Origin of the sequence: Pyxidicoccus fallax (assembly GCF_012933655.1) — a bacterium.
In the GTDB taxonomy this organism is placed as follows: domain Bacteria; phylum Myxococcota; class Myxococcia; order Myxococcales; family Myxococcaceae; genus Myxococcus; species Myxococcus fallax.
In genome coordinates this window covers 1-26,169 of sequence record NZ_JABBJJ010000030.1, presented here as the reverse complement: position 1 = coordinate 26,169, position 26,169 = coordinate 1, and the positions used below count along the sequence as shown (strand labels likewise).

The 26,169-nt window shown below is 70.2% G+C and carries 24 protein-coding genes; 10 read left to right on the top strand and 14 right to left on the bottom strand.

Annotated elements, in window-relative coordinates; all coding sequences use genetic code 11:
• Window positions 1-3: 3 nt before the first annotated feature.
• The gene (locus HG543_RS09180) at window positions 4-810 is read right to left on the bottom strand and encodes an alpha/beta fold hydrolase (RefSeq protein WP_169344323.1); all 807 of its coding nucleotides are present in this window, start codon (window positions 808-810) and stop codon (window positions 4-6) included.
• A gap of 204 nt (window positions 811-1,014) precedes the next feature.
• On the opposite strand from HG543_RS09180, the gene HG543_RS09175 reads away from it, so the two are divergent.
• Window positions 1,015-1,800, top strand: coding sequence for a DUF3014 domain-containing protein (locus HG543_RS09175; protein ID WP_169344322.1), 786 nt, complete (start codon window positions 1,015-1,017; stop codon window positions 1,798-1,800).
• Here HG543_RS09175 and HG543_RS09170 read toward each other — a convergent pair.
• Complete coding sequence (locus HG543_RS09170) at window positions 1,775-3,178, bottom strand: sensor histidine kinase (protein ID WP_169344321.1); 1,404 nt, start codon at window positions 3,176-3,178, stop codon at window positions 1,775-1,777. The two genes, HG543_RS09175 and HG543_RS09170, sit on opposite strands and share 26 nt — an antisense overlap.
• Before the next feature lie 298 nt (window positions 3,179-3,476).
• On the opposite strand from HG543_RS09170, the gene HG543_RS09165 reads away from it, so the two are divergent.
• The 3 genes from HG543_RS09165 to HG543_RS09155 all read left to right on the top strand — a co-directional run bounded on the left by HG543_RS09165 (window position 3,477) and on the right by HG543_RS09155 (window position 7,578).
• The gene (locus HG543_RS09165; RefSeq protein ID WP_169344320.1) at window positions 3,477-5,591 is read left to right on the top strand and encodes a two-component system sensor histidine kinase NtrB; all 2,115 of its coding nucleotides are present in this window, start codon (window positions 3,477-3,479) and stop codon (window positions 5,589-5,591) included.
• Entirely contained in the window at window positions 5,581-6,951 is a 1,371-nt protein-coding gene (locus HG543_RS09160; RefSeq protein WP_169344319.1) for a sigma-54-dependent transcriptional regulator, read from the top strand. The genes HG543_RS09165 and HG543_RS09160 overlap by 11 nt, the downstream gene beginning before the upstream one ends.
• An 87-nt stretch (window positions 6,952-7,038) precedes the next feature.
• Window positions 7,039-7,578, top strand: coding sequence for an OmpA family protein (locus HG543_RS09155; protein ID WP_169344318.1), 540 nt, complete (start codon window positions 7,039-7,041; stop codon window positions 7,576-7,578).
• A 1-nt stretch (window position 7,579) separates the two neighbouring features.
• On the opposite strand, the gene HG543_RS09150 is transcribed toward HG543_RS09155, so the two are convergent.
• Window positions 7,580-8,440 (bottom strand): alpha/beta fold hydrolase, encoded by an 861-nt coding sequence (locus HG543_RS09150; RefSeq protein ID WP_169344317.1) that lies wholly within the window; start codon window positions 8,438-8,440, stop codon window positions 7,580-7,582.
• A gap of 44 nt (window positions 8,441-8,484) precedes the next feature.
• On the bottom strand, window positions 8,485-8,751 hold the full coding sequence (locus HG543_RS09145) for a GlsB/YeaQ/YmgE family stress response membrane protein (RefSeq protein ID WP_169344316.1): 267 nt from the start codon (window positions 8,749-8,751) through the stop codon (window positions 8,485-8,487).
• Window positions 8,752-8,926: 175 nt separating this feature from the next.
• On the opposite strand from HG543_RS09145, the gene HG543_RS09140 reads away from it, so the two are divergent.
• A complete protein-coding gene (locus HG543_RS09140) occupies window positions 8,927-9,691 on the top strand; it encodes an aminotransferase class V-fold PLP-dependent enzyme (RefSeq protein ID WP_169344315.1) in 765 nt (254 codons plus the stop codon).
• Here the strand turns inward: HG543_RS09140 and HG543_RS56240 are convergent.
• The 6 genes from HG543_RS56240 to tgt form a co-directional block, all read right to left on the bottom strand.
• Window positions 9,685-11,370, bottom strand: coding sequence for a M57 family metalloprotease (locus HG543_RS56240; protein ID WP_281404378.1), 1,686 nt, complete (start codon window positions 11,368-11,370; stop codon window positions 9,685-9,687). The two genes, HG543_RS09140 and HG543_RS56240, sit on opposite strands and share 7 nt — an antisense overlap.
• Window positions 11,371-11,572: 202 nt before the next feature.
• Window positions 11,573-12,040: a hypothetical protein gene (locus HG543_RS09130; RefSeq protein ID WP_169344314.1), complete on the bottom strand. Its 468-nt coding sequence runs from the start codon at window positions 12,038-12,040 to the stop codon at window positions 11,573-11,575.
• Between the two features lie 17 nt (window positions 12,041-12,057).
• Window positions 12,058-12,366, bottom strand: a complete 309-nt coding sequence (locus HG543_RS09125; protein WP_169344313.1) for a hypothetical protein — start codon at window positions 12,364-12,366, stop codon at window positions 12,058-12,060.
• Window positions 12,367-12,429: 63 nt separating this feature from the next.
• Entirely contained in the window at window positions 12,430-13,236 is an 807-nt protein-coding gene (locus HG543_RS09120) for a hypothetical protein (RefSeq protein WP_169344312.1), read from the bottom strand.
• 24 nt (window positions 13,237-13,260) lie between these two features.
• The gene (locus tag HG543_RS09115) at window positions 13,261-14,124 is read right to left on the bottom strand and encodes an MnmC family methyltransferase (protein WP_169344311.1); all 864 of its coding nucleotides are present in this window, start codon (window positions 14,122-14,124) and stop codon (window positions 13,261-13,263) included.
• Entirely contained in the window at window positions 14,121-15,290 is a 1,170-nt protein-coding gene (gene tgt / locus HG543_RS09110; RefSeq protein ID WP_169344310.1) for a tRNA guanosine(34) transglycosylase Tgt, read from the bottom strand. The genes HG543_RS09115 and tgt overlap by 4 nt, the downstream gene beginning before the upstream one ends.
• A gap of 333 nt (window positions 15,291-15,623) precedes the next feature.
• On the opposite strand from tgt, the gene HG543_RS09105 reads away from it, so the two are divergent.
• Both HG543_RS09105 and HG543_RS09100 read left to right on the top strand, forming a co-directional pair.
• Complete coding sequence (locus tag HG543_RS09105; protein ID WP_169344309.1) at window positions 15,624-17,222, top strand: ABC-F family ATP-binding cassette domain-containing protein; 1,599 nt, start codon at window positions 15,624-15,626, stop codon at window positions 17,220-17,222.
• 135 nt (window positions 17,223-17,357) lie between these two features.
• Window positions 17,358-17,909, top strand: a complete 552-nt coding sequence (locus HG543_RS09100; protein ID WP_169344308.1) for a hypothetical protein — start codon at window positions 17,358-17,360, stop codon at window positions 17,907-17,909.
• Window positions 17,910-18,002: 93 nt separating this feature from the next.
• Here the strand turns inward: HG543_RS09100 and HG543_RS09095 are convergent, their stop codons facing one another.
• A complete protein-coding gene (locus HG543_RS09095) occupies window positions 18,003-21,536 on the bottom strand; it encodes a chitobiase/beta-hexosaminidase C-terminal domain-containing protein (RefSeq protein WP_169344307.1) in 3,534 nt (1,177 codons plus the stop codon).
• Between the two features lie 293 nt (window positions 21,537-21,829).
• Entirely contained in the window at window positions 21,830-22,903 is a 1,074-nt protein-coding gene (locus tag HG543_RS09090) for a YihY/virulence factor BrkB family protein (RefSeq protein WP_169344306.1), read from the bottom strand.
• A gap of 140 nt (window positions 22,904-23,043) precedes the next feature.
• Between HG543_RS09090 and HG543_RS09085 the strand changes: the two genes are divergently transcribed.
• Window positions 23,044-23,634, top strand: a complete 591-nt coding sequence (locus HG543_RS09085; protein WP_169344305.1) for a DUF4291 domain-containing protein — start codon at window positions 23,044-23,046, stop codon at window positions 23,632-23,634.
• Window positions 23,635-23,890: 256 nt separating this feature from the next.
• Complete coding sequence (locus tag HG543_RS09080; protein ID WP_169344304.1) at window positions 23,891-24,148, top strand: hypothetical protein; 258 nt, start codon at window positions 23,891-23,893, stop codon at window positions 24,146-24,148.
• An 11-nt stretch (window positions 24,149-24,159) separates the two neighbouring features.
• On the opposite strand, the gene HG543_RS09075 is transcribed toward HG543_RS09080, so the two are convergent.
• Window positions 24,160-24,666 carry a hypothetical protein gene (locus tag HG543_RS09075; RefSeq protein WP_246356865.1) on the bottom strand — a complete coding sequence of 169 codons (507 nt, stop codon included), beginning with the start codon at window positions 24,664-24,666 and terminating at the stop codon, window positions 24,160-24,162.
• A 188-nt stretch (window positions 24,667-24,854) separates the two neighbouring features.
• Between HG543_RS09075 and HG543_RS09070 the strand changes: the two genes are divergently transcribed.
• A complete protein-coding gene (locus HG543_RS09070; RefSeq protein WP_169344302.1) occupies window positions 24,855-25,157 on the top strand; it encodes an Mpo1-like protein in 303 nt (100 codons plus the stop codon).
• A gap of 28 nt (window positions 25,158-25,185) precedes the next feature.
• On the opposite strand, the gene HG543_RS09065 is transcribed toward HG543_RS09070, so the two are convergent.
• A complete protein-coding gene (locus HG543_RS09065) occupies window positions 25,186-26,088 on the bottom strand; it encodes an SDR family oxidoreductase (RefSeq protein WP_169344301.1) in 903 nt (300 codons plus the stop codon).
• Window positions 26,089-26,169: the final 81 nt, after the last annotated feature.

Genomic DNA, 26,169 nt, shown 5'->3' with positions numbered 1-26,169 from the left:
CCGCTACCGGCTTCGCAGCAGCTCGGCGATGGCGCGCGCGAAGCCCTCGGGATTGTCCTCGGAGAAGCCGTGCCCGGAGGCGGGCACGGTGACGATGGGGATGCCCGCGGCGGCCACCTGCCGGGCCGTCTCGTGGGTGTTGGCGTCGCTGCGCTCCCCGAGGATGTAGCCCTTCACCGGAACGGGCAGCGCGGCGAGGCGGGGAATGAGCCCCTGCCCCACCCGGACCAGTGACGTCGCGCTCCGGTGGAAGGCCAGCGGGTCCGCGAGGCGCACGGTCTCCCGGTAATGGGGTGAGTCCATCGACGCCACCCACCGGGGCCAGTTGGCGATGAAGTCGCTCACGGGCGTGGCCGCAGCCACCGCGCTTCCGGTGGCGTCCTCGGCTCGCAGGTTCGGCTCGGCGACCAGCAGGGCCGCGGGAGGACGCCCGGCGCTAATCAGCTCCTCCGCCACGAGCAGGGCCAGCGTGCCACCCATGCTGTGTCCGACGAGCGCCACGGGCCCGACGTTCGTCCCCAGCAACTCCACGAGCAGCCGCGCCTGCTCCGTCAGCTCGTAGCTGAAGTCCTGGGGCTTGTCGCTCTGGCCAAAGCCGAGCAGGTCCACCCAGATGCTGGCGTGGCCATCGAGCGCGTCACCGTGCGCCACGGGAGGCCAGTCCCGGCTTCCAGCACAGCCCAGGCCGTGCAGGTACACGATGACCGGCCCCGTCCCCGAGGAGCGTCCTCGGAGGATGCGATACCGGGTGCCTGGCAGCTCGACACGCACTGCTTCCTCGACAGCACCGACGCGGGATGAGGGGCTCACGGAACGGAGCTTCCCACAGGTGCGCGGGCACCGGGCCACAGTGGCGTTCCGCCAGGGGGGCCCGTGCATCACGCCATGCTCCCAGTCCAGGCGGACAGGCAGGTGAGTTATCGCGGCCCCGAGGGAAGCCGCCGCGCGCGAGCCCCGGCGCGTCGCTGGCACCAGGACTGCAATCCATGGGTCCGTCCTCGGAGGGACTGACTCATGAACGACGAAGCAGTGCAGTTGAAGCCCCAGCGCCCGCGCTGGGTCGTGGGACTGGTGGTGCTCGGTGTGGTGCTCGTGGGCGTCGGAGTGTGGCTCGCCTTCCGCGGGCCCTCGTCCCCGCCCGCCTCCGCGCCGCCGGCCGTGGCCGCCGCGCCCCAGACGCCCGCGCAACCCCCTGAGCCGCCCCTGCCGCCCACCGCGGAGACGGACGCGCTGCTGCGAGAGCGTCTCGCCGGCGCATCCACCGCGCCCGAGTTCGCCGCCTGGCTCCGTGAGCAGGACCTGCTGCGCCGCTTCGTCGCCGTCGTCGCCAACGTGGCCTCGGGGGACAGCCCCCGCGCCGTGGTGGGCTTCCTCGCCCCGAGCGGCGGCTTCCAGGCACGCAAGAAGGCCGGCAAGGAGTTCATCGACCGGAAGAGCTACGCCCGCTACGACGCCATCGGCCGCGGGGTGGGCTCGCTGAACGCGGACGTGCTCGTGTCCACGTACCAGGAGGTGCGCGGCCTCGCCGAGCGCCTCCACCGGGAGAGCGCTCCGCCGGGCTCCACCTTCGACGCGACGCTCCAGCGCGCCTTCGAGCAGGTGCTGGCCGTGCCCGTCCTCGACGGCGACGTGGAGGTCGTCGCGAAGGGCGCGATGTACGTCTACGCGGACCCCGCCCACGAGGGTCTCACCGCCGCGCAGAAGCACCTGCTGCGCATGGGCCCCACGAACCTCCGCCTCATCCAGGGAAAGGTCCGCGAGGTGTCCCAGCGGCTCAACGCTCGGGCGGAGAGGCCCTGAGCCACACGCGGAAGGTGGAGCCGTGGCCCTCGCGGCTCGTCACCTCCAGCCGCCCGCCGTGGGCCTCGATGATGCGGCGGGCCACGGAGAGCCCCAGCCCCACGCCCGCGATGACGCCGCGGGTCCGCGTGCTGCGCCGGAAGGGCTCGAAGATGCTCCGCAGCTCCGACTCCGGGATGCCGATGCCGGAGTCCGTGACGGACACGCCGAGGCCGTCGCGCTCGCGCTCCAGCGCCACCTTCACGACGCCGCCCTCGGGGGAGTACTTGATGGCATTGCCAATCAGGTTGTTGAGCACCTGGGTGATGCGGGTCGCGTCACAGGCCAGATAGACAGGGGCGTCGGGCAGGTGCGTCTCCAGGGTGTGCTGCTGGGAGACGGGACGGTGCAGCTCCACCGACTCGCGCACCAGCTCCGCGAGGTCGTGCTCGTCCATGCGCAGCTCCAACTGCCCGGCCTCCACCCGCGCCGTGTCCAGCAGGTCCTCCACCATCCGCTCCAGCCGGTCCACCTGGCGCCGGACCACCTCCATGGCCCGGGGGCTCGGCTCCCGGCGGGAGCTGGAGACGGCCAGCCTCAGCGCCGTGAGCGGGTTGCGCAGGTCGTGCGCCACCGCGGCGAGGAAGGCGAGCTGCGTCTCCCGCTGCCGTGCCAGTCGAGCCGCCATGTCGTTGAAGTGGCCCACGAGGTCGCGCAGCTCCGCCGTGCCCCGCTGGGGCAGGGGCGGGTGGGTGCCGCCGAGCTGGAAGCTCGCCAGGGCATGGCCGATGTCCTGGAGCGGCAGGTACACCCGCCGCTGGAATCCCCACAGGACGCCCGCCGCTCCCGCCAGGAGCAGTCCCACCGAGAGCAGGCCGAACACGTCGGCCGCGCGATTCAGCCGTTGGACCTCCTCCAGCGCCGTCCGCGCATCCGTGACGTTCAGGTCCACCAGTCGCTCCGCGAGTCCCACGCTTCGCTCGATGGAGGCCTTGCTCTTCTCGAGGGGCGTCGGTGGCTGGCGCTCCATCTCCTGGCGCATGGCCTTCAAGTAGGCGGTGACCTCCGATTCGAGCTGGGCCAGCAGCGCCGCCTCATCCTCGCCGCTCAGGTGCAGGCGGGCCTCCCCCAGCCAGCGCTGGAGCTGGGCCTCGCGGTTCCGTAGCGCGCTCGCGTGCACCTCCTCGCCCGTGAGGTCCAGCAGACGGCGATCTCGGCTGTGCAGCAGCAGCGCGACCTCCAGCTCCTCCGCCGCCCGCACACTCTCGCTCGCCTGCCACAGCCGATTGCTGCTGCGCTCCATGTCGGTGGTGATGTTGGCGAGCGCCGCCGCCGCCAACAACACCAGGCCGCCCAGGACGGTGGCACTCGCCACCCACTGCCCTCGCAAGCTCATCATCGACGGTGCACCTTCCGCATGGCGCGATATTGCAGGACGCGCACGGCGGCGAAACCGAAACCGTGCGCGAGTCGTCGCCGCCCCACGCCTCGCCCGGGCGGGCATGGCGGGATGCAACGGGACCCTGGCGCTTTGCCGCGCTTCCGCCGGCCATCCCCGGGGTGTCTCGGGCCGGAAACCGGGGGCACACGGGTTGCTTCATCGGGTCGCCGCTCTCGCGGGGACGGTCTCCCGGTCGCCTGGAGCCCGGGCGGGCCCAGGGGCCGGAACCCTGGCGGAGCGTTGTCAGGTGTCACCCATGCGCTCTTCGGTGCTGCCAGCGTTGCTGTTGCTCGGGGTGCTCGCCGGCACCGTCCTGGGCGTCGTGCATTTCATCCAGAGGGACCGGCGGGCGCTGGTGGACCAGTTCGCCCGGGAGCGGTGGACGCAGCTGCAGGAGGGTGTTCGAGGCGTGTCGGACGCGCTGGAGGACACGGGGGATGACCTGCGCTTCGCGGGGGAGCTGCTGTCCCAGCCCGGCACCCGGGAGGAGCACCGGCGCGAGCTGCGGGCCCTGCTGGAGGCCGTGGGGCAGTACAAGGCCATTCTCGTCTTCGGGCCGGACGGCCATGAGCGCCTCCGGCTGCTGGACCGGCGCACGGCGGCCTCCATGGTGAGCCAGTTCGCGCCGGAAGACCTGGCGCCCACGGTGGTGCAGGCGCTGCGCAATCCGCCCGGTCACATCGCCTCGTCCCCGCCCCTGCCCCGGGCCACCTCGGGCTGGCTGAGGGCCTTCGCCACCGCCCTGCCCGAGGACGCGCCGGACGGAGGGGGCGCCATCGTCGTCCTGGTGGACACCGAGCCGCTCTTCGCGCCCCTGAAGCTGCTCGCCTCGGACACGGACACGCACCTGTTCTCGCTGGGAGCGCACGGCACGCCCACGGCGCTGAGCGCGCCGTCGCTGCTGTCTCCCTATGCCCGACTGGGCACGGACGCCCACCTCACGCCGGGCCTGGACGCGCTGGCGCGGCGCATGCGGCTGGGCGAGGCGGGCTCGCTGCTCATCGAGCGGGAGGAGGCCGCGCGGCTGGGGCTGGGAGACGCGGAGGTGGTGGCCACGTTCAGCCCGGTGCGCTTCAAGAATGGCGCCCACTGGCCCGTGGCGACGCTCGCCTCCACACGCGTGCTGCGCTCGCACGAGCGCGGCCTGGTGCTGCGCCTGTCGCTGGCGGCGCTGCTCATCGCCGTCTTCCTCATCGCCTTCGGCGTGTACGTGGTGCTGGCGCGCAGCCGGGCCGTCGCCCTGCGGGAGAGCCGGCGTCACGCGGAGCGCCTCGCGCACCTGCACGACAAGACGCAGAAGATTCTCGACAACATCCCCACCGGCGTCCTCGCCCTGTCGGAGCAGGGGCGCATCACCGCCGCCAACCGCGCGCTGGCTGCCCGCATGCCTCCGGACGCGGTGGGCGGGACGCTCGCGGCGGCCTTCCCGCACGCCAGCGAGCCCGTCCTCCAGCGGCTGGAGGAGCTGGTCACCGCCGCCCGCTGGGAACGCCACGTGCGCAGCCTGCATGGCGAGCCGCTCCGCCTCTTCGAGGAGGAGGGCCAGTACAACGTGCACGCGGTGCCCCTGGAGCCGGGCGCGGCGGACGTGTGCACGCTGCTCGTGGTGGAGGACCTCAGCGACGTGCGCGCCCTGGAGGGCCAGCTGCTGCGCGCGGAGAAGCTGGCCACGGTGGGGGTGCTGGCCGCGGGCATCGCCCACGAAATCGGCACGCCGCTCGGCATCATCCGGGGGCGCGCGGAGTACGTGCGGGGCAAACTGGGGCCGGAGCACCCCCAGGGGCCGGGCCTGGACTCCATCATCGAGCAGATAGACCGCGTGAGCCGGACGCTCCGGCAGCTCCTGGACTTCTCGCGCTTCCAACCGGCCGAGGCCCGCGCGGTGGCGCTCGCGCCGCTCGTGCACGGCGTGCGGGAGCTGCTGTCCGTGGAGGCGGAGCGGCGGCACGTGCGCCTCCAGGTAGACGTCGCGCCCCGGCTCCCTCCGGTGGCCGCGGACCCGGACCAGCTACAGCAGGTCCTCGTCAACCTCGTGCTCAATGCCTACGACGCGTGCGCGCGGGGAGGCCATGTCCGGCTGGGGGTGGACCTGGCCGGCGGTGACACCCCGGGCGCGTGGGGCCTGGTGCGGATGACCGTCGAGGACGACGGCTGTGGCATCGCCCCGAAGCACCTGCACCAGATTTTCGACCCCTTCTTCACCACGAAGAAGCGGGGCCAGGGCACCGGGCTCGGCCTCGCCATGGTGGCCCACATCGTCCGGAACCACGGGGGCCGCATCGAGCTGGACAGCGCGCCGGAGCGGGGCACCCGCTTCACGGTGCTGTGGCCTGCCGCCGCGCCCCTCACGGAGGAACGACATGCCATCTAGGGCCAGGGTCCTCGTCGTCGATGACCACATCGAGATGGGGCAGATGCTGAAGGAACCGCTGACGGACGCCGGCTACCGCGTGGACCTGGCCTCCGGGGGGGCGGAGGCCATCGCCCAGCTGCGGGCGCGCGTCTACGACGCGGTGGTCTGCGACTTGCGCATGCAGGACGTGGACGGCTTCGACGTGCTGGAGGCCGCGCGCAAGCTGGACCCCGAGCTGCCGGTGCTGATGATGACGGCGTTCGGCGGCGTGGAGAGCGCGGTGGAGGCCATGCGGCGCGGCGCCTGGCATTACTTCACCAAGCCCTTCCGGCTGGACGAGGTGCTGCTCTTCGTGGCGCGCGCGCTGGAGGAGCGGCGGTTGCGCGCCGAGCACCGCGCCCTCAAGCAACAGGCGGCGGACCGGAGCAGCCTGGGCGCGATGGTGGGCGGCAGCGCGTTGATGCGCGGCCTCTACGCGCTGGTGGAGCGGGTGGCGGTGTCCAGCGCGCCAGTGCTGGTGCGTGGAGAGAGCGGCAGCGGCAAGGAGCTGGTCGCCCGGGCGCTGCACTTCACCGGCACGCGCAGCGCGGGGCCCTTCGTCGCCGTCAACTGCACCGCCCTGCCTCATGCGCTGCTGGAGAGCGAGCTCTTCGGCCACGTGAAGGGCGCCTTCACGGGAGCCACCACGGCGCGCCGGGGCCTCTTCGTGGAAGCGGATGGCGGCACGCTGTTCCTGGACGAGATTGGCGACATGGCGCCCGAGCTGCAGGCGCGGCTGCTGCGCGTGCTGGAGGACGGGGAGGTGCGCGCGGTGGGCGCGGATGGCTCGCGCACGGTGGACGTGCGCGTGGTGGCCGCGACGCACCAGGACCTGGAGGCCCGGGTGAAGGAGGGGCGCTTCCGCGCGGACCTCTTCTACCGCCTCAACGTCGTCACGCTGCGGGTGCCGCCGCTGCGCGAGCGCCGCGAGGACATTCCCGCGCTCATCGAGCACTTCCTCGCGCAGGCGCGGGCCCAGAATCCCCGCTCGCCGGTGCGGCATTTCGCTCCGGAGACGGTGGCGGCGATGTGCGCCATGCCCTGGCCGGGCAACGTGCGCGAGCTGGAGAACCTGGTGAAGCGCCTGGTGGTGCTCGGCGCGGAGGAGTCGGTGGACCCGCGCCAGCTCCGGCTGTACGCCTCTGCCGATGGCGCCGAGGCGCATCCGCTGGCCGCCGCGCAGCGGGACATCATCCCCCTGCGGCAGCTGGAGAGTGAGTACATCGCCTGGGCGGTCGCCCGCTGTGGAGGCAACAAGACGCGCGCGGCGGAGCTGCTCGGCATTGATGTCTCCACCATCCACCGGCGCGAGCGCTCCGAAGGCAATCCGCCACGCTGAGCCGCGCGTTCCGCAACGGCGCGCGCGCCACGCGGCAGCACCTCCGAGGGAAGAGTCCGCGGCACGAGGCTTGAGATGGGAGAGGCCATGCACAAGACCCTCCTTCCCCTCCTCCTCGGGCTCGGCCTCATGGGCTGTGCGGCCCGCCCCAAGACTCCCACCGTCACGGACGCGTCGGCGGCCACCTCGACGCCGGCCACCTCGACCGCGAGGACCGAGCGGGCCGCGGAGGACGCGGACCGCGACGGGCAGGCGGCCCTCATCCCGTTGTCGCTGGACCCCGTGTACTTCGAACTCGACTCGGCCACGCTGCGCCCGGAGTTCCGGCAGACGCTGGAGCAGCTCGCGGACGGCCTGCGGCAGCGCCCGGGCACGCGGGTGACGGTGTCAGGCCACACGTGCGAGCTGGGCACCACGGAGTACAACCTCGCGCTGGGGCAGCGGCGCGCGGCCGTGGTGCGCGACTACCTGCGGCGCCTGGGCGTGGATGCCTCGCGCATCCGCACCCTGTCCTTCGGCGAGGAGCGCCCGCTGGATGACTCCCATTCGGAAGAGGCGCAGAACCGCAACCGCCGGGCGGAGTTCAGCTTCTCGTCGGACGACGCGTCGCGGGGCAGCAGCCTGTAACTCAGCGCGCCGCCGCGCGACCCTTCTCGGTGCCCGGCGAGTCGAGGAACGCGAGGATGCGCCGGGCGCACGCCTCCGGGTGCTCCAGCGGGAACAGGTGGGTGCCGGGGAGTTCATCGGTGCGCACGCCGGGCACGGTGCGCCGCACGCGCTCCAGGCCCTCCGGGGTGAGCGTGGCGGTGCTCTCTCCGCGCACCACGAGCGAGGGCACCGGCACCGCGCGCAGCCGGGGCCACACGTCGATGGGAATCGTCTCGAAGACGCGCGCCTCCCAGGCCGCGGGGATGGTGAGCCGCACGCCGCCCCCGGGAGCGTCCACGAGCCCGTGGGTGAGGTAGTCCTGGAAGGAGTCGGGGTCGAAGCGCTGGAAGAGGGGCTTCTTCTGGTAGCTGACGGCGGCCTCCTCGCGCGAGCCCCAGGCGTCACGGCGGCGCCGGGCGCCCTGGGCCAGGGGAATCCGGCCGCGCATCCCGAGCAGCGACGTGGCGCGGAGGAGCATCAGGCGCTTGCCGGTGACGAGCACCGGGTCCAACGCGACGACGGCCCGGAAGAGCTCCGGCGCCTTCACGGAGGCAAGCAGCGTGGCCACGCCGCCCACGCTGTGCCCCACCCCGACGATGCCCTTCAGCCCCCGCGAGCGCAGGGCGTGGAGCAGCTCGTCGGCCAGGTCATGCCAGCTTCGCAGTGACTTCGGGTCCGAGCCCGGCACGAGCACGCGGCCGTGGAGCGTGAAGACGCGGTAGCGCGGCTTGAGCCGGTCGATGAGCTTGCGATAGCTGCCCGGCGGGAAGCCGTTGGCGTGGGCCAGATGCAGCACCGGTCCGGTGCCGCCCCAATCCTCCAGGTGAAGGGCGTCGCTCATCCCCTCCCGAATACTCCAGAAGGGGCCGGGTGTCTGCGCCCGCGTCAGGCGTGAGCGCGGCTCCGGTTGAGGACGTGCACGATGAGGACCGCCGCGAGCGCCCCGATGGCGGAGCCCACGAGGTTGCCGGGCCGCACGACGAACAGGGACGTGCCCGTGTTGAAGGTCCCCGCGAACATGCCTCCGACGATGCCACCGACCATGCCGATGAGGAGCATGGAGACGAGCCCCATGTGCCTCGTGCCCGGGAGGATGGCCCGGGCAACCAGGCCCACGACCCAGCCGACGATGATGAACACGATTGCGGCCATGCGTGTCTCTCCATGGGCCGTGCGCGGTGGCCCCTTGTAGAGTGCGGCCTTCCGGCGTCATGCCAAGCGGGACCCGAGTCCGACGACCGTCTGCCCGGCCGTTTCCCAGCGTGCCGTCACCAGCGACTGGCTCGCGCCGGGCAGGCTGCCGTGCGGCCCCTGGATGCAGGGACAGGTGGCGCCATCGCGAGGCGTGCCCAGCCTGCCTGGAGTTCCCAGGAGCCAGCGATGTGTCACCTCCCGTGAGCGCGAGCTGTCAAGCCTGGACCCGGAGCGCATCCGGGGTGACTTCCCCATGCTCCAGCGGATGATGAAAGGCAGGCCGCTCGTCTACCTGGACAGCGCGGCGACGAGCCAGAAGCCGCGGGTGATGATCGACCAGCTGAGCCGGCTGTACGCCGGGGAGTACGCCAAGGTGGAGGAAGGCCACTCACTCAGCCAGCACGCGACGGAGGTGTTCGAGGAGGTCCGGGCGAAGGTCGCGCGGCTCATCACCTGCGCCGAGCACGCCTCCAACATCATCCCCTGGCAGCTGGCGTGCGAGGACAGCGGCGCGACGCTGCGGGTGGTGCCCATCACGAAGTCAGGCGCCCTGGAGCCAGGCTCGTTCGAGAAGCTCCTCACGGAGCGCACGCGCATCGTCGCGGTGTCGCACGTGTCGAACGTCACGGGGACCATCTACCCGGTGAAGGAGATCACGCGGATGGCACACGCGCGGGGCATCCCCGTGCTGGTGGATGGAGCGCAGGCGGTGCCGCACCTCGGGCTCGCTGGACGCGAAGCCCATGCTGGAGGCACTGGGGACGGACATCGCCGTGCGTGCGTCGTTCATGTTCTACAACACGCGCCAGGAGGCGGATGTCCTGGCGGACGCGGTGGCGGAGCTGGCGCGGCGGCACTGAAGCGCCATCACCGCCACCGCGGATTCGGTGCTCAGTAGAGCACTCCCAGGCCCCAGCTGACGAAGTCGACGATGAGGTCGTCATCGCCGTTGCCGTCCAGGTCGCCCGCCGTCACGTGGCGCATGTCGTAGGCCCGGTGCACCTCGGTCCAGGTCGAGGCGTTGTTGTAGCGAACCTCCAGGCCCGAGCCGACGAAGTCGACGATGAGGTCTTCAATCCCGTTGCCGTCCAGGTCACCCACCGTCACGTGGCGCATGTCGTAGGCCCCATGCACCAGGGTCCAGGTCGAGGTGTTGTTGTAGCGGACCCACAGCCCCGAGCCGACGAAGTCGACGATGAGGTCTTCAACCCCGTTGCCGTCCAGGTCACCCACCGTCACGTGGCGCATGTCGTGGGCTCCGTGCACCAGGGTCCAGGTCGAGGTGTTGTTGTAGCGAACCCACAGCCCCGAGCCGACGAAGTCGACGATGAGGTCTTCAACCCCGTTGCCGTCCAGGTCACCCACCGTCACGTGGCGCATGTCGTGGGCCCCGTGCACCAGGGTCCAGTCCGAGGCGTTGTTGTAGCGAACCCACAGCCCCGAGCCGACGAAGTCGACAATGAGGTCCTCGACCCCGTTGCCATCCAGGTCGCCCGCCGTCACATGGCGCATGTCGTAGGCCCCATGCACCAGGGTCCAGGTCGAGGTGTTGTTGTAACGAACCCACAGCCCTGAGCCGACGAAGTCGACGATGAGGTCCTCGACCCCGTTGCCGTCCAGGTCGCCCACCGTCACGTGGCGCATGTCGTGGGCCCCGTGCACCAGGGTCCAGGTCGAGGTGTTGTTGTAGCGAACCCACAGCCCCGAGCCGACGAAGTCGACGATGAGGTCCTCGACCCCGTTGCCATCCAGGTCGCCCGCCGTCACGTGGCGCATATCGTGGGCCCCGTGCACCTGGGCCCAGGTGCTCTGCGGGGCCAGGTACAGCGTCCTCAACGCGGAGATGTCGCTGGCGGCGAACTCGCCCGTCTCGACCGAGCGGAAGCAGGAGTTCATGAGCGAGCCGCCAACGGTCGCCGTGGTCGGGGTGCCCGGGATGTGAATGGCTCCGACGCCCGCGTCACCCTCGTTGCCGCCGCTGCCGCAGCTGATGCTGCGGTTGTAGTAGTCCGTGTGGCGGAAGCCGATGGTGTGGCCAATCTCGTGAGTGATGACGTGCTCGATGACGTCGACGCTGTAGGAGGAGAGCCCGCCGCCGATGTTGATGGTGTGGTACGGCAGTCCGCCCGACGGGAACCCCGCCGAGCCTCCCACCACGCCCGGCTGGATGACCGCGTTGATGGTGAAGCTGCAGTCGGTGCTCGGCGTGCGCGCCATGGCGAAGGTGAGCGGCAGCTCGTCGTAGTTCTGGATGGCCAGGTCGAGCGCCGTGCTGAACGCGCCGGTGAACGTCGAGCCGTTGATGCAGATCTTCGTCAGTGACGTGCTGATGAGGTTGGTGGTGCGGTATTGCTCATGGGGGGTGTCGCCAGTCCCAAGCATCTCGCGCGACGCGGCCAGTGAGACCTCGGCGTCCCGCCCGACGTAGACCTTCCCGTCGACGACCATGATGTCATTGGCCGGAAACCCGGCCTTGACCAGGTTGCCGACGATCTCCTGCGTCTCATCGGGCTGCCCGGCGCATCCGAACGCCAGTGCAATGCATCCCGCCGCAAGCACGAGACTTCTTGAAAACATGGATATCCTCTTGGGTTGGAGCCGCTTCTCAGCGTCACCGGCGCGCGGCGCGCCCTTCCGGCAACACGTGCCCAACTTAATCGGATATCAGCACCAGCGAGAACAGAAAAGCGAGTGAACTATGACTATCTCTGTGGGCGCCTGACTGGGGTTGTCCAGGCGGTAGACAACCACACCGTCACATGCGGCGCTGACATCAGTCTCAGCGGAGTACCGCTCTCAGGAAGGCGAGACCCGGTGGCCCTTCCTCCCGCAACACGCGACTGTTCATCCAGCTCAAGAGTGCCGCCACGGCCCAGGGCAGCGCCACGAAGAGCCACAAGGCAGGTGCTCCGCGCCTGATGGCGAGGAGCAGGAACACGCACGACAACATCCCCGCGAAACTCAGCATGAGCCATGTGGGAATGAGGGGCGCGCACCAGGCTTCGACCCGGGTGCCCCCACCCGGCACGTCCTCCAGGCGCCCGCGCACGACCGCATGAAGGTTCCGGCTGAGGCGGAGCGGGTGGGCGAAGCGATAGCCAAAGCGCCGGCCGCGGACCCGTCCCAGGTACTGGGTGTCCCCGCGCGAGCGCGCGAACGGGTCGAACAACGAACTGGGTGCCAGGGCGGATGCCAGCCGTGCCGCGGCATCACCGGCCGACATCGGCACCTCCATCACGAGCTTCATTTCTCGCGTGTCTTCCCTCATGAGACTTCACCCATGACGGCGCGAATGATGCCTTTCGCGACCAGTGTGCTGAGGAACGGAGCAGGACCCACGACCCACACCGCGACTCCGAGATAGAGGAGGCGAAGCGTGCTCTCGGAGATGTTCTCCACGCCAACCTTCCGGAGGACACGCGCATCCACGAACCAGACTGCCAACATGGACAGGCTTCCCAGCCCGAGTCCCAGGAGCACGCCCAGCAGAGTCCGAGCGCTGCCGCCTCCCGCCAGATGTGCCCCGGCCAGCGCGCCGCCGATAGGGGTGACGCCAGAGAACAAGGTCAACATGAACCACAGACTCACCATCGGACGCCCCCCCCGTAAGCCCTCGGACTATATCCCCGGGCGGCCTCACCAGGATACGCGTCGTCGTTTGGTGACGACTTCGCGTCGTGACACCCCATCCACCCAGATGCACCTGCGCTCGGAATCGCTTCCTCCGGGGATGTTGGCGACCTGCTCGAAGTACTCGGCATGGGCGCAGAGCGGCTGGCCCAGCATGGCCGCCAACCGTGAGACGAAGTGCTCGCACCAGGCCGCGTCATCGGCGAGAGCGCGCCACGGTCGACGCTCCCGGCGGACGCTGACCGAGTACGTGAAGCGGTAGTGCACGCCATCCACGATGGGATGCCACGCGTCGAACGGCGTCGGCGGCAGCGCCTCCGGCCCGACCCACGCCTCCACGCGAATCCGCGATTCGTCAGCCTCCAGTAGCTTGGACAGTGCGTGCGTCAGCACCGCGGGCTCGAGCGCTGTAAAGCTGGAGAACCGTCCTTCGGGATGCCGCGCCGGTCCCGCGATGACGAGGGCCTCGCGCTCATCGAGAGCATGGCTGTCCACGTCGACCCAGAGTCGCTCTCCCGTTGGAGTCAGCAGCACGTACGAGAAAGGTGCTGGACGTTCGTCCGGCACCAGCGCGGCACACTGGTGGTCCGCCGCCAGCGCCGCTGCCTGCTCCATCCTCACCTTGAAGGGCGTGGGGCCGCGGTACACCTCCACGAACCACGGAAAATCCCCCTCCTGCTGCGGGCGCGATTCGACCCAGACCTCGCCTGGCGCCGGGTCGCCATTGATGCGGAAGCGCTCCTCGGGGAAGCGCCGCCGCAACCAGGCCTCCAGCTCAACGTCGGAGAGGCTGCGTGCCAGGTAGCAGTGCATCCGGTAGACCCGACGGGTCCCCCATCACCGCCACTGCGGATGCGCCAGCACGCGCGCCTCGACCTCGGGCGTGAGCTGCGCGCCATGCGGCGCCCGCGACGACGAGCGCTTCCACCGCTCCAGCCACCGCGCGCCCAGGGGCAAATCCAGCGACTCACGCCGCGTGGCGCCCACCGTCGTCTCGCCCTTCGTTCCCGTGGACACGCCGGCCCCCACGTAGAAGCCGGCCAGCAGCAGCGTCACCCGCGTGGGCGTGGCCGCGCTGTACGTCAGCAGCAGCGTGCCCTCCCCGTCCTCGCGGCAGTGCCGGCGCACCCGCGCCAGCACCGCCTCCGTCCACATGTCCGGGTTGGACGCGGGAGAAAACGGGTCGAAGTACACGAGGTCCGCCACCGGCAGCGCCCCGTCCAGGTGCGGCACCGCGTCCCCGAGCAGCAGCCGCCAGCGCACGCCCTCCCCTTCCCACACCCCGTCGCGCATCAGCGTCTCGGCCGCCTCGCGGAACGGCTGGAGGAACGGGAAGCCCGCCGCGTCCGCCAGCGCCAGCCGCAGCGGCGCCAGGTCCACCTCGAAGCTCACCACCTCCAGCACGCGCTTCTGCTCGGCCCCCAGCTCGCGGGCGCACGTCAGCGCGGCCACCGCGTTGGTGGCGGCCCCCAGGCCCACGTCGTGGATGACCAGCGGCGGACCCGGCTGGCGCAGGCGCTCGGCCAGGCGCGGCTGCTCCACGTAGAGCCGCAGCGCCTCCTGCCACGGGCCCACGGACGGGTGCATCACCTCGCCGTGCCCCAGGTGCCGCACGGCGCGCGCGCCATTGCGCAGCGTGACGACCTCGAAGTCCCCGTCTCGCGGATTCGCCTCCGGAACGGGCGCGGGCCCGGTGCTCACCCGACCTCCTTCAGCGTCACCTCGCGCGCCAGCGCCTCTTCCTTCAGGTCCTTCGGCGTGGCGATGGCCGCCTTCAGCTCGCGGGCCACCTGGTCATACGTGCCGCTCAGGATGCCCGCGCGGATGCGGCCCATCAGCTTCTGGTAGTGCCGCACGTTGTGCACCGACAGCATCCGCGAGCCCAGGTGGTGCCGGCCGCGCACCAGGTGCTGCAGGTACCCGCGCGTGTAGCGCTTGCACACGTAGCAGTCGCACTCCGCATCCAGCGGCGTGTCGTCCAGCCGGTAGGCCGTGCGGCTGATGCGCACCAGCCCGCCGAACGTGTACGCGTAGCCCTGCTGCGCCATCTTCGTGGGGATGATGCAGTCGAACATATCCACGCCGCGCAGCACCGCCTCGATGAGGTCCGTGGGCGTGCCCACGCCCATGAGGTAGCGCGGCTTGTCCGTCGGCAGCGAGGCGGTGGCGCGGGCCGTCATCGTCTCGCGCTCCGCCTTCGACTCGCCCACCGCCAGCCCGCCGATGGCGAACCCGTCGAAGGGCAGCTTCGTCAGGAAGGCCGAGCTCTCGTCGCGCAGGTTCGGGTACACGCCGCCCTGGACGATGCCGAAGAGCGCCTGCCCCGTGTCGTGCTTCGTCTTCGCCTCCAGGCTGCGCACCGCCCAGCGGTGGGTGCGCTCCATGGCCTCGCGCGTGCCCGCCTCGTCCGTGCGCGAGTCGATGCACACGTCCAGCACCATCATGATGTCGGAGTTGATCGCCTGCTGCATGGCGATGCTCGACTCGGGGCTCAACAGCTGCCGGCTGTTGTCGTGGAAGCTGCGGAAGTGCGCGCCCTTCTCCGTGATGAGCCGGTCCTCCGGCAGGGAGAAGATTTGAAACCCGCCCGAGTCGGTGAGGATGCCCCCGTCCCATTGCATGAACGGGTGGATGCCCCCGAAGCGCTTGAACACCTCCGCGCCGGGGCGAAGCATCAGGTGGTACGTGTTGGCCAGCAGGATGCTGGCGCCCGTCTCCTGCACCTCCTCGGTGCCGAGGTGCCGGAAGGCGGCGTGGGTGGCCACCGGCATGAACATCGGGGTGGGAAACGAGCCGCGGCGGGTGTGCAGGATGCCCGCGCGGGCGCCAGTGGGGTCGGTGGTGAGCAGCTCGAAGCGGACGGCCATTGAACGGCCCTTATACCCGCCACACCCGGTGGACACCGCAACCATCTGCCTACGCCTGCTCCCCCGCCCGCCATGCCCTTACATGGCCCTGGGAGCCCTCCGCCGGGGCATCCCCTCCCCGCCCCCCGGGCGGGCGGCCAGGGGTAGGACATGCGCGCCCCCCGCGACGCGGCGACACCCGGGGCATCTGGATGAGGACGCTCCGCCCATCCGGGGAGCGGCATTTTCCGCCCCCGCCCGGTGGTTACATCGGGTCACCGCGAACGGGCCCGGGGACACGAATCACCTTGCTTCTTTGGCCCACCGCGCCATTTCCGCTACAACGCCGCCGCCATGTTCAACGTCATCAACGTCTCCAAGGCCTACGGGCCCAAGAAGCTGTTCGAGGAGGTCAACGTCACCTTCTCGCCGGGCCGCCGCTACGGCCTGACCGGGCCCAACGGGGCCGGGAAGTCCACGTTCATGAAGATCCTCGCCGGAGACGAGGAAGCGGACATGGGCAGCATCGTCCGGCCTCGCAAGCTGGGCATCCTCCGCCAGGACCACTTCCGCTACGAGAACGACCGCGTCCTCGACGTGGTGCTCATGGGCAACAAGCACCTGTGGGCCGCCATGTCGGAGAAGAACGCCCTGCTGGCCAAGGCGGACATCACCGAGGAGGACGGCAACCGCCTGGGCGAGCTGGAAGGCGTCATCGCCGAGGAGGACGGCTACTCCGCGGAGAGCGACGCGGCCACGCTGCTGGCGGGTCTGGGCATCGAGGAGTCCTTCCATGAGGGCCCCATGCGCCAGCTCACCGGCGGCCTGAAGCTGCGCGTGCTGCTCGCGCAGGCCCTGTTCGGCAAGCCCGAGGGGCTGCTGCTCGACGAGCCCACGAACAACCTCGACATCGACTCCATCCGCTGGCTGGAGAACTTCCTCCACGCGTTCGAGGGCGTGCTCATCACCATCAGCCACGACCGGCACTTCCTCAACTCCATCTGCACGCACATCGCCGACATCGACTACGAGACCATCATCCAGTACACCGGTGGTTACGACGACATGGTGCGCCAGAAGGCCCAGTTGCGCAGCCGCGTCGAGTCCGAGACGGCCGAGAAGAAGAAGAAGATCGCCCAGCTGCAGGACTTCGTCGCCCGCTTCAGCGCCGGTACCCGCGCCTCGCAGGTGCAGAGCCGCATCAAGCAGATTGAGAAGCTCAAGTCGGACGACCTGAAGCGCTCCAACATCGCGCGTCCGTTCATCCGCTTCGACCAGAAGGTCGTCAGCGGCAAGCAGACGCTGATGGTCGAAGGCATCCAGAAGTCCTTCGACGGCCAGCAGGTCATCAAGCCGTTCAACGCCCTGGTGTGCAAGGGCGAGAAGGTCTGCGTCATCGGCCGCAACGGCGTGGGCAAGTCCACGCTGGTGCGCATGATTGCCGGCCAGCTCGAGCCGGATGCCGGGAAGATTGGCTGGGGTCATCAGGCCTCGGTGGGCTACCTGCCGCAGGACCACCACGGCGTCGTCCGCAAGGGCACCACCTGCTTCGGCTGGCTGCGCGACCTGCACGACAAGCTCACCAACGAGGAGATCTCCGGCGTGCTGGGCCGGATGCTCTTCTCCGGTGAGGAGCGCATGAAGAACACGGACACCCTCTCCGGTGGTGAGACGGTGCGCCTGCTCCTGTCGAAGCTGATGATCATGCAGGACAACGTCCTGGTGCTGGACGAGCCGACGAACCACCTGGACCTCGAGTCCATCTCCGCGCTCGCCGAGGGGCTCCAGAAGTACGAGGGCACCGTCATCGTCGTCACGCACGACCAGGAGCTCATCTCCGAGGTGGCCACGCGCATCTGGTCGCTCCAGCAGGGCCAGGAGGTGCTGGACTTCAACGGCCCCTACTCCGAGTTCCTGGAGAAGCACGCCGACATCGCGGCCCGCCGCCGCTAGCCGCGGACAGCGCCCAGGCGCTCGAAGCACGAATCGCCGCCCGGACCGGGGAAGCACTCCCGGCACGAGGCGGCGATTCGCTTTTCCAGCGGGCCGGGCCTCATCATCCGCTTCATGGAGACCTACTGAGGCACCATGGCACCTCATCCGAGTCCGGAGGAACTGATGGCGCGGCTCCAGGCCGCTCGGGAGACCGGCGATGCCCGACAGCCCTCTCCCGCGCGGCTCCAGTCTCTTCGCGAGCTGGTTCGGGACTGTCCTGCGTTGACTCCGGCGCTTCTGGACCTCGCACGGCTCCTCCCCCGCGCCGACGAGCCTGGCGTGGAGACCGAGCAGTCCCTGGGCGAAGCGGGGAAGCTGCTGGAGCAAGCCGTCCTCGTTTCGCGGCGCAGCGCTCCCGCCGTGGTGGAGCTGGGCTACTTCCTGGACGTCTACAGGGACTCGCCCGAAGCCGAGGCCCTCTTCGAGGAAGGAGCTCGGACGGCGCTGAAGACGCTGGAAGCGGCCTGGACGGGGCTGCTCCGGTTCTGGGCATACACGCGGACGAAGGAGTCCCTGGAAAAGGCGCTGCGACTCGCGAGGCTCGCGGAGCAGGTCTTCCCGGAGTCGCTCAACCTCCTTGGAGAAGTCGAGACCGTGCGCACCTATGCCCGGCAGGACGGAGTCCCGGACTCCACGGTCCCGTGAGCCCAGGCGCTCGAAGCACGAATCGCCGCCCGGACCGGGGAAGCACTCCCGGCACGAGGCGGCGATTCGCTTTTCCAGCCGGGCCCGCGAGGCCTACGGGTTGGGCCAGCCGAGCGTGGAGGCCCTCACGTCCCAGTCCGTCGCCTGGTCGCTGTCGTCCACCAGGACGCGGCTCAGGGTGGTCGTCTTGCCGGGGGTGGAGAACGCCAGCGTCCAGTTGATGGAGACGTCCAACGCCGACGGGAAGCTCGTGTACGTGCACGGGACGCCGCCGCAGTTCGGGGGCCACCACTGCCCCTCGGCCTGGAGGGCCTGGAGCTGCGCGGGGTAACCCGCGAAGGGGGTGCCGCTCTGGATGACGATGGCGGCGATGGCATCCTGGGTGACGCCGAAGGTGTCCCGGATGCGCAGCGTCCGGTTCCCCTCGCTGATGCCCGAGGCTTCGCCCTGGAAGTCCCAGGCCGTGTCGTAGTTCGAGCTGTACATCGCCTGCGGGTACTCGGTCCGGCTCTGGGTCTCCGACTGCGGGGCATCCACACCGGAGCTGAAGCGGTCCGGGTTGAGGTGCACGACGATGGTGTCGCCCGTTTGCACCGTGACATCCGGAAGCGTGGCCAGCGGAGCGTTGGGGTTGTTTCCATCCACCAGGGTGGCTCCCAGCACGCTGCCGCCCTCGACGACGGAGAGCTCCACCAGGTCGCGGCCGCTGGAGACGGCGGGAGCGATTTCCGACAGGCGCAGCCGGGCTGGCCGCACGTAGCCCTTGAAGGTCGCGGAGGCTCCGGCCGGTTCCAGCGCGCTCCCCCGCGTGTCACGCACGGTGTTCGCCACCGTCACCGTGTACTCCTGGCGCTCTGTCTGGTTCCCGGTGACGAGCAACACATCGTTCCCATTGACGGAAGCGCTCGTCACCACCAGTCCCGGAATGGAGAACTGGCGACCATTGGTCTGGACGGAGCCCGGGGAGATGCGGCGGTCGAACCGGATGCGAACGAGGTTCCGCTCCAGCGCCAGCGCGCTGGCCACGCGCGGCCCGGGACACATCAACGCGCTGACCTGATTCTCCTCCCACACGGACGGCTGGGTGGTGTTCTGGCCCGACTGGGTGAAGCGCCACAGCGGAGAGAAGACCGTCACCGTGCAGCCCTGGGTCAGGTCGAGTTCATCCCGCACCATGTCCACCACCCGCAGCCGCAGGTTGTTGGCACTGGGCGAGCCCTCGGGCACACCGGCCGTCACGAGCGGCGCCTGCACGAAGCCAGCCCCCGCCGGAAAGAAGTCGCCGCCCACGCGGCCGGAGATCGAGATGTACTCGGACTCGTAGGTCTTCACGAGCGCATGCACGTCCACGGCGCTCACGTTCTGTTCCAGCTCCGCCAGCGGGATGCCCGCCCCGCGTGTGACGTTGGTCCTCGCGATCCTCACGCGCACCTGCCCGTTCACCGTGCGCCGCTCGGAGACGATGAGATTCACGAGGTCTCCCGCCCGGAGGTTGAGCACGGAGGGGTTCTCCTCCACGAAGAGCGCGGGCCCCTGGCGCTCGGCCTGGATGAAGAAGCCGGCCGGGTCGTTGAGGTTGCTCCCGAAGGCCTTGGCGTAGGTGACGGTGGCCCCGTCGATGGGCATGTCCATCTGGCTATCGGGCTGCTCGCGCACCCAGGCAATCTGCTCGGAGGCGGTGTTGGCGTAGAGCTGGAGGTCATACCGCTCCACCTTCTCCGCCTCGGCGTTGCCCGCCATGTCCACGGAGAAGAAGCGCACGGTGGTGTCCCGGGTGAGCTCGAAGGGGCCCTCGTACAGCGGAGAGGTCATGCCCGGCGTGGAGCCGTCGGTGGTGAAGCGCGTCTCCATGCAGCCAGAGTCCGAGTCGGTGCACTCGAGCCGCACCGTGACGGGCTCGGTGAAGATGCCACCTTGCGGCACGGCGCGAGTCACGGGCGGCGCGGTGTCGATGACGTAATCCTCGCTCTTGATGGCCTCGAGGTTGCCCGCGAAGTCCACCGAGCGGAAGCGCAGCCGGGTGCTGGCGGTGAGGGGGATGGGCCCGGTGTAGCGCGTGCTGGACGTGGACGGGTCGCTGCCATCCAGCGTGAAGAACGTCCCGTTGCACCCGGTGCCTCCCGTGTCCGCGCAGAGCAGCCGCACCTCCACCGGAACGTTATAGGGGGTGTTGCTCGGGAGGCTGGCCACCGTCACTGGCGGCGTGACGTCCGACGAGAAGGTGTACCGCTCCTCGCCCACCACGCTGGTGTTGCCCGCCACGTCCACGGAGATGAAGCGAAGCGTCGTGTTGGTGGAGACGGTCAGCGCGCCCGTGTAGCGGGTGGAGCCCGTACCGGGCATGGCGCCGTTCGTCGTGTAGTGGATGGCGGCGCACCCGGAGCCCACGTCGGCGCACGTCAGCCGCACCTCCCGAGGCGAGGCGTAGGCCCCGCCGCGCGGGTCGGCGGACACGGTGGGCGCCTCCATGTCGACGACGTAGGTCTCCGTCACCGCCGGGCCATCGTTGTCCGCCGAGTCCACGGAGAAGAAGCGCAGCGTCGTGTTGCCGCGAATGGAGATGGGGCCGGCGTAGCGCTCGGAGGCACGCGTCGGCACGGCGCCGTCGAGGGTGAAGTACGTGGCCGGACAGCCGCTGCTGTCGTCGCAGGCCAGGGCCACCGTGAAGGGCATGCGGAACAGACCGCCCTTGGGCGTCGCGGTGGAGCCTGGGCCGGTGCGGTCCAGCGTGTACACCTGCGACTGCTCCTCGGACGCGTTGCCTGCCCGGTCCACCGCCAGGAAGCGCAGCCGGGTGTTGGCCACCAGCCGCAGCGGCGCGCTGTACGTGCTCGACGCCGCCGAGGGAATGGAGCCATCGAGGGTGAAGTGGATGGAGGCGCAGCCGGAGCCGTTGCCGTCGTCACACGTCAGGGTGACCTCCACCGCGCGGCCATGGTTGCCACCAGCGGGCGAGGCGGACACCGTGGGCGCCACCGTGTCCAGCACGTAGCGCTCCTGGCGCGCGCCCTCCAGGTTTCCCGCCACGTCCACGGAGAAGAAGCGCAGCGTCGTGGTGGCGGCGATGGTCAGCGGCGCCGAATAGCGGGGCGACGCCTGCGTGGGCACGCTCCCGTCCAGCGTGTAGTGCGTGGCCGCGCAGCCGCTGCCACCGCCGTCCGCGCACGTCAGCGTCACGCTGCGCGGGCTGTTGTAGGCGCCGCCCGGCAGCGAGGCCGTGGTGGTAGGAGGCTGCGTATCCGTGGCGTTGGCGAAGGCATAGGCCTCGGATTTCGCCGCCTCCGAGTTGCCGGCCGCGTCCACGGAGAAGAAGCGCACCGTGGTGGCGGCGGTCAGCGTGAAGGGCTCGCGATACCGCGTGGAGCTGGTGGTGGGGGTGGAGCCATCCAGCGTGTAGTAGGTGGCCTCGCAGCCGCTGCCGCCTGCGTCGTCACACGCCAGCGCCACCGGTACGGCGCGGGTGAAGTTGCCTCCGGCGGGCGTGGCCCGCGTCACGGGCGCGGTGGTGTCCTTTCCAGGCTGCGGATTCGGATGGGGGTCGGGGTCGGACTTGCCACAGGCGCTCACCCACTGCGCGGTGAGCAGCGCCAGCGCGCAGCGAAGAAGCCAGGAGGTTCGCGGGGACATCGATACTCCAAATCAACAAGACGAGAGCGGCCGCACCCGTCGGGCAGTGCCTTCCATCGAGGCGTGTCTGGGAGGAGCCGGCCCGGCAACGGATGAAACGTTGCGTCTCTGACAGTGCGCGCAGGGTGTCACCGCGACGGGGGACACCGCAAGGGGCCGCCATCTGTGGCTCTCGTTGGGGTCAGGGAGCACCCCGCCTGTCGGATACGACGAGGCCCCGGCCCTCTCGCGCTCGGGTGCGCGGGAGACCGGGGCCCTTGGAGCCCTTCAAGAAATCGCGAGGCGGCGTCCTGTTATCGGGCGGTGTTGCGGCGCACGAGGAACAGGCCCAGGCCCAGGCCCGCGACCCACCGGGCGGCGGCCGCCAGCGGCGTCTGAGCCAGCTTCGGAGGCCGGGCGTTGCCCGCCGGGGCCTGGCCCGTGCGCGGGTCCACCACGGGGCGGAACTCACGGGAGCCGGGCAGCCGAGCGCCGGCCTCCTCCAGCTCGCCCTTGGTGGCCGTCACGGCCTTGCCCTCCTCCGGGAGCTTCTGGCCGGGCGCCTTCCCGTCGGGAGAGCGGTGCTCGAGGATGGCGTTGATCTCCGCGCCCAGCAGGATGACCTGCGCGGAGATCCACATCCACAGCAGCATGACGATGACGCCGCCGATGGCGCCGTAGTTCACGTCGTAGCTGCCGAAGTTGGCCACGTACTTGGAGAAGCCCCACGAGGCCACCACCCAGATGAGCACGCCCACCACGGAGCCCGGGGTGATGAACCGGAACTTCTGCTTCACGTCCGGCAGCACGTAGTACAGCACCGCCCACAGGAACATCATCACCACGCCGGCGATGGGCAGGCGCAGCCAGGTGAGCACCGTGCCCAGGGGCCCGAGCTTGTCGGCGATGGCCGGCGTGACGACCACCGCCAGCGCCGCGGCGATGGCCACCACCGCGCCGCCCAGCGTCATCAGCAGCGCGATGCCGCGCACCTTCCAGAAGGGTCGCTTCTCCTCCACTCCATAGACGGTGTTCAGCGAGTCCATCAGCGCCACCATGCCGCCCGACGCCGCCCACACCGCGCCCACACCGCCCACCGTCAAGAGCCCCACCGGGTTGCTCTGCGCCAGCGAGGTGATGCGGTCACCCAGGATCTTCGTCACCTCCTGGGGCGCCACCTTGCCCAGCTCCTGGATGAGCACCTGCGCCTGGGCGGGGTCGATGAGCACACCCGCCAGCGACACCAGGAACAGCAGGAAGGGGAAGAGCGCCAGGATGGCCCGGAATGTCAGCGCGCCCGCGACATCCCCAACGTCGTCACGCGTCCACTCCGCCTTCAGGGCCTTGAAGAACTCCATCCAACTCATTCCCTTGCCGGGCAGTACCATTCCGCCTCCACGGAGGTGTTGTGACCTGGGGAACGATGTGCATTCCCCACACCTCCGGGCTCCTCCCCCACGCCGAGCCGTTGCCCGAGTGCCCCCAGGGCAGCCAGCCAGGAGGCGCTCGGCGCTATCCTCTCCCGGCCATGTCCGCCGCCCGCGAAATCCGCGCTGACCATGACCGCGACTCCATCGTCATCTACCAGGCGTATTCGGACGCCATCGCGGACGTGGCCGTGAAGCAGCAGCGCTTCGGCCCGCCGTTCTCCGTGGGCCGGATGACGTGGATCAAACCCAGCTTCCTGTGGCTCATGCACCGCTCCAACTGGGGCCGCAAGAGCGGGCAGGAGCGGACGCTCGCGGTGCGCATCCGGCGCGAGGGCTGGCACGAGGCGCTCGGTCTCGCCGTCCTCACCGCCTTCGAGCCCCGCGTCCACGGCTCGCCCGAGCAGTGGCGCGAGGCCTTCGAGTCCGCGCCCGTCCACGTGCAGTGGGACCCGGAGCGCTCCCTGCGCGGCGCCGGCCTGCCGCACGACAGCATCCAGGTCGGCCTGGGACGCGCGGTCATCACCCGCTACGTGGAGGGGTGGACCGTCTCCATCGAGGACCTCAGTCCGAAGGTGGCGAAGATTCGCAAGCTCCTCGACGAAGGCCGCGCGGACCAGGCGGCCAGGCTGTGCCCTCCCGAGCGCGTCTACCCCGTGCCCGCGGAGCTCGCACGCCGCCTGGGCATGTAGCGGCTCGCGTCGGCCGCTTGCCCGGGCGTGGAGGCGCTCGCGTCATCGGCCCCCGGAGGCACCTCGCTCCAGCGCGTGAGCCCAGCGGGAGTCCGCGGTCCGACGCTCGCGTGCACCCCGAGCCCGGATTGAGCCGCCGTGTGGGGTCCCCACCTTCATCCCGTGTTGGTACGGGAGGTCCGGATATCGCGGGTCGCCTTGTGCTTCTGGGTGCGCAGGGCTCCGGGCCATGGGTACGCACGCGGGAGGTACGCCGATGAACTTCACGAAGCTGATGCTGAAAACCGCGCTGGTGATGGTCACGGTCTTCCTGGTGCTGCACATCGTCGGAGGCATCCAGTTCCTGGGAGTGTTCTCCAAGGAGTTGGAGAGCGGCACTCCGGGCATGATCTTCGGCGTGCTGTGCACGCTGAGCTGGGTCGCCCTCGTGCTGATGGTCCCCGTCCTCCTGCTGGTGGGGCTGGCCAACGCCGCGCACGCCCTCAGCCGGATCCGGCCGACGAGACGGCGCTGACGGCCCGGGGCTCAGGATGCTCCGGGCCCGGGCTCCAGGTCCCACCAGGGCGTGGTGGTGTCGCTCGGCTCGTCGGGCGAGGGAAAGTGGAAGGGAATCCCCCAGCGCTCGCGCGCCATGCGGCCTATCTCACGGGCCACCTGACTCTCGGGCCAGGGCGGGACGGCGCCGGTGAAGAGGCGGAAGTCACCATCCTTCCCTCGCATCCAGGCCACGCGGACGCGGGTGTAGCGCGGATGCTCCGGCGAGGCCCCGGGAAGGATGGCGTCGACCACGAGAAACCAGCCCGTCGTATCGCCATCCCAGTGCGCCTCCAGCGCGACGGGCGCGCGGTCCAGCGCGTCCAGCTGCTCGCGAGCCTGGGCGCGCCAGCCCTCGGGCGTGGACTCCCTCCACTCCCGCGCCTCCTCCGCTTCACGGAACGCGGGGTGGAGCGCCTTGAGCGTCTCGGTGCGGTAGGTGACTTGCTCGAGCGCCTCGGGCAGTCCCCACCCCATGCGCTCCTTCAGGAGCCTCATGGCGGCAATCGTCCGTCGCTCCAGGAGCAGGGCGTCCACCGCCGCGAGTGTGTCCGCTGGGAGAAGGTCGGGCAGTCGGTCCGTCACCCGCGTCAGCGTAGTCCTCGTCGGCGCCCGTCCGCGAGTGGAGCAGGCAGGCATCCCGCCGGCGCCTGCTTGCCTCGACCGGCAGTGCATACCTGACGGTCATGCTCGGGAACCGTACGTGGGACGACTGGATTTCGGAGTACTCGAAAAGTCACACCCACTCCGTCAATCGCTTCTGTCACACCCTCGGCATTCCGATGATTGCCGCCTCGGTGCCGCTCGCGGCCGCCTCGGTCTTCGTTCCGAGGCTGTGGAAGGTGCCGGCCACCCTCTTCACGGTGGGCTGGAGCTTCCAGTTCGCGGGCCACGCCTTCGAGCGCAAGCCGCCCGAGTTCCTCAAGGACTGGCGCTTCCTCTTCGTGGGCCTGCGCTGGTGGGCCGCGAAGATGGCCGGCCGGGCCTGACACGGCGCGCCCGCGCCATTCTCGAACGTCAGGAGCCCCGAGCCGCCAGCCACGTCGCGTGGAAGCGCGCGAGCGACTCGGTCAGCCCCAGGGGCTGAGCCGAAAGCTCGGCGCGAGCCTTGTCCGTGCGCAGACCGCTCTTGAGCGGCCGGGGGCTGGCCAGCTTCAGCTCCGCCATCTTCGTGGGGATGATGAGCTTCGGGTCGAAGCCGAACACCTCGCACAGCGCGCGGCCGAACGTCACCCGGTCCATCACTTCCCCGCCGCACGTGTTCCACACGCCGCCCAGGCGCCGCTCGCCCAGCTCCACCAGCATGGCGGCCACGTTGTCCGCGAAGCTGGGCGACACCACCTGGTCCTCGAAGAGCTTCACCGGCTGGCCCTTCTCCATCGACGTCACCAGCCACGCGCCGAAGTTGAGGCGCCCGTCCACCGGAGGCCAGCCGTACACCACCGCCGTGCGGGCAATGGCACACCCGGGCGCGAAGGTGCGCGCGGCCTGCTCGCCCATGTGCTTCGTCACCGCGTAGACGCCGCGCGGGTTGGGCAGCGCCGCCTCGTCGTACGGGCCGGCGTCGCCGTCGAAGACGTAGTCGGTGGACACGTGCACCAGGTGCGCCCCGGCCTTGCGAGCCCCGCGCGCCACGGCCGCTGCCGCCGTGACGTTGCCGGCGAAGGCGGCCTCGGGGTCCTTCTCGCAGACGTCCACCTCCGTCACGGAGGCGCAGTGCAGGATGACCTCGGGCGCGGCGGCCTCGATGGCGGCGGCCACGTCCGCCTCGCGCGTCAGGTCCACGCCCACGTAGCGGTAGTCGCCACCCGTGCGGCGCGTGCCCCGGCCGAAGCCCACCACTTCATGTCCGCGCTGCTGGAGCAGCAGGCAGGCGCGGCTGCCGACGAGTCCGTTGGAGCCGGTGACGAGAAACCGCATGACGTCAGCCCTTCCCGTGCAGGCGGTTCTTGTACTGGGTGTCGAAATACTGGCGGTACGCGCCGCTCATCACCCGCTCCC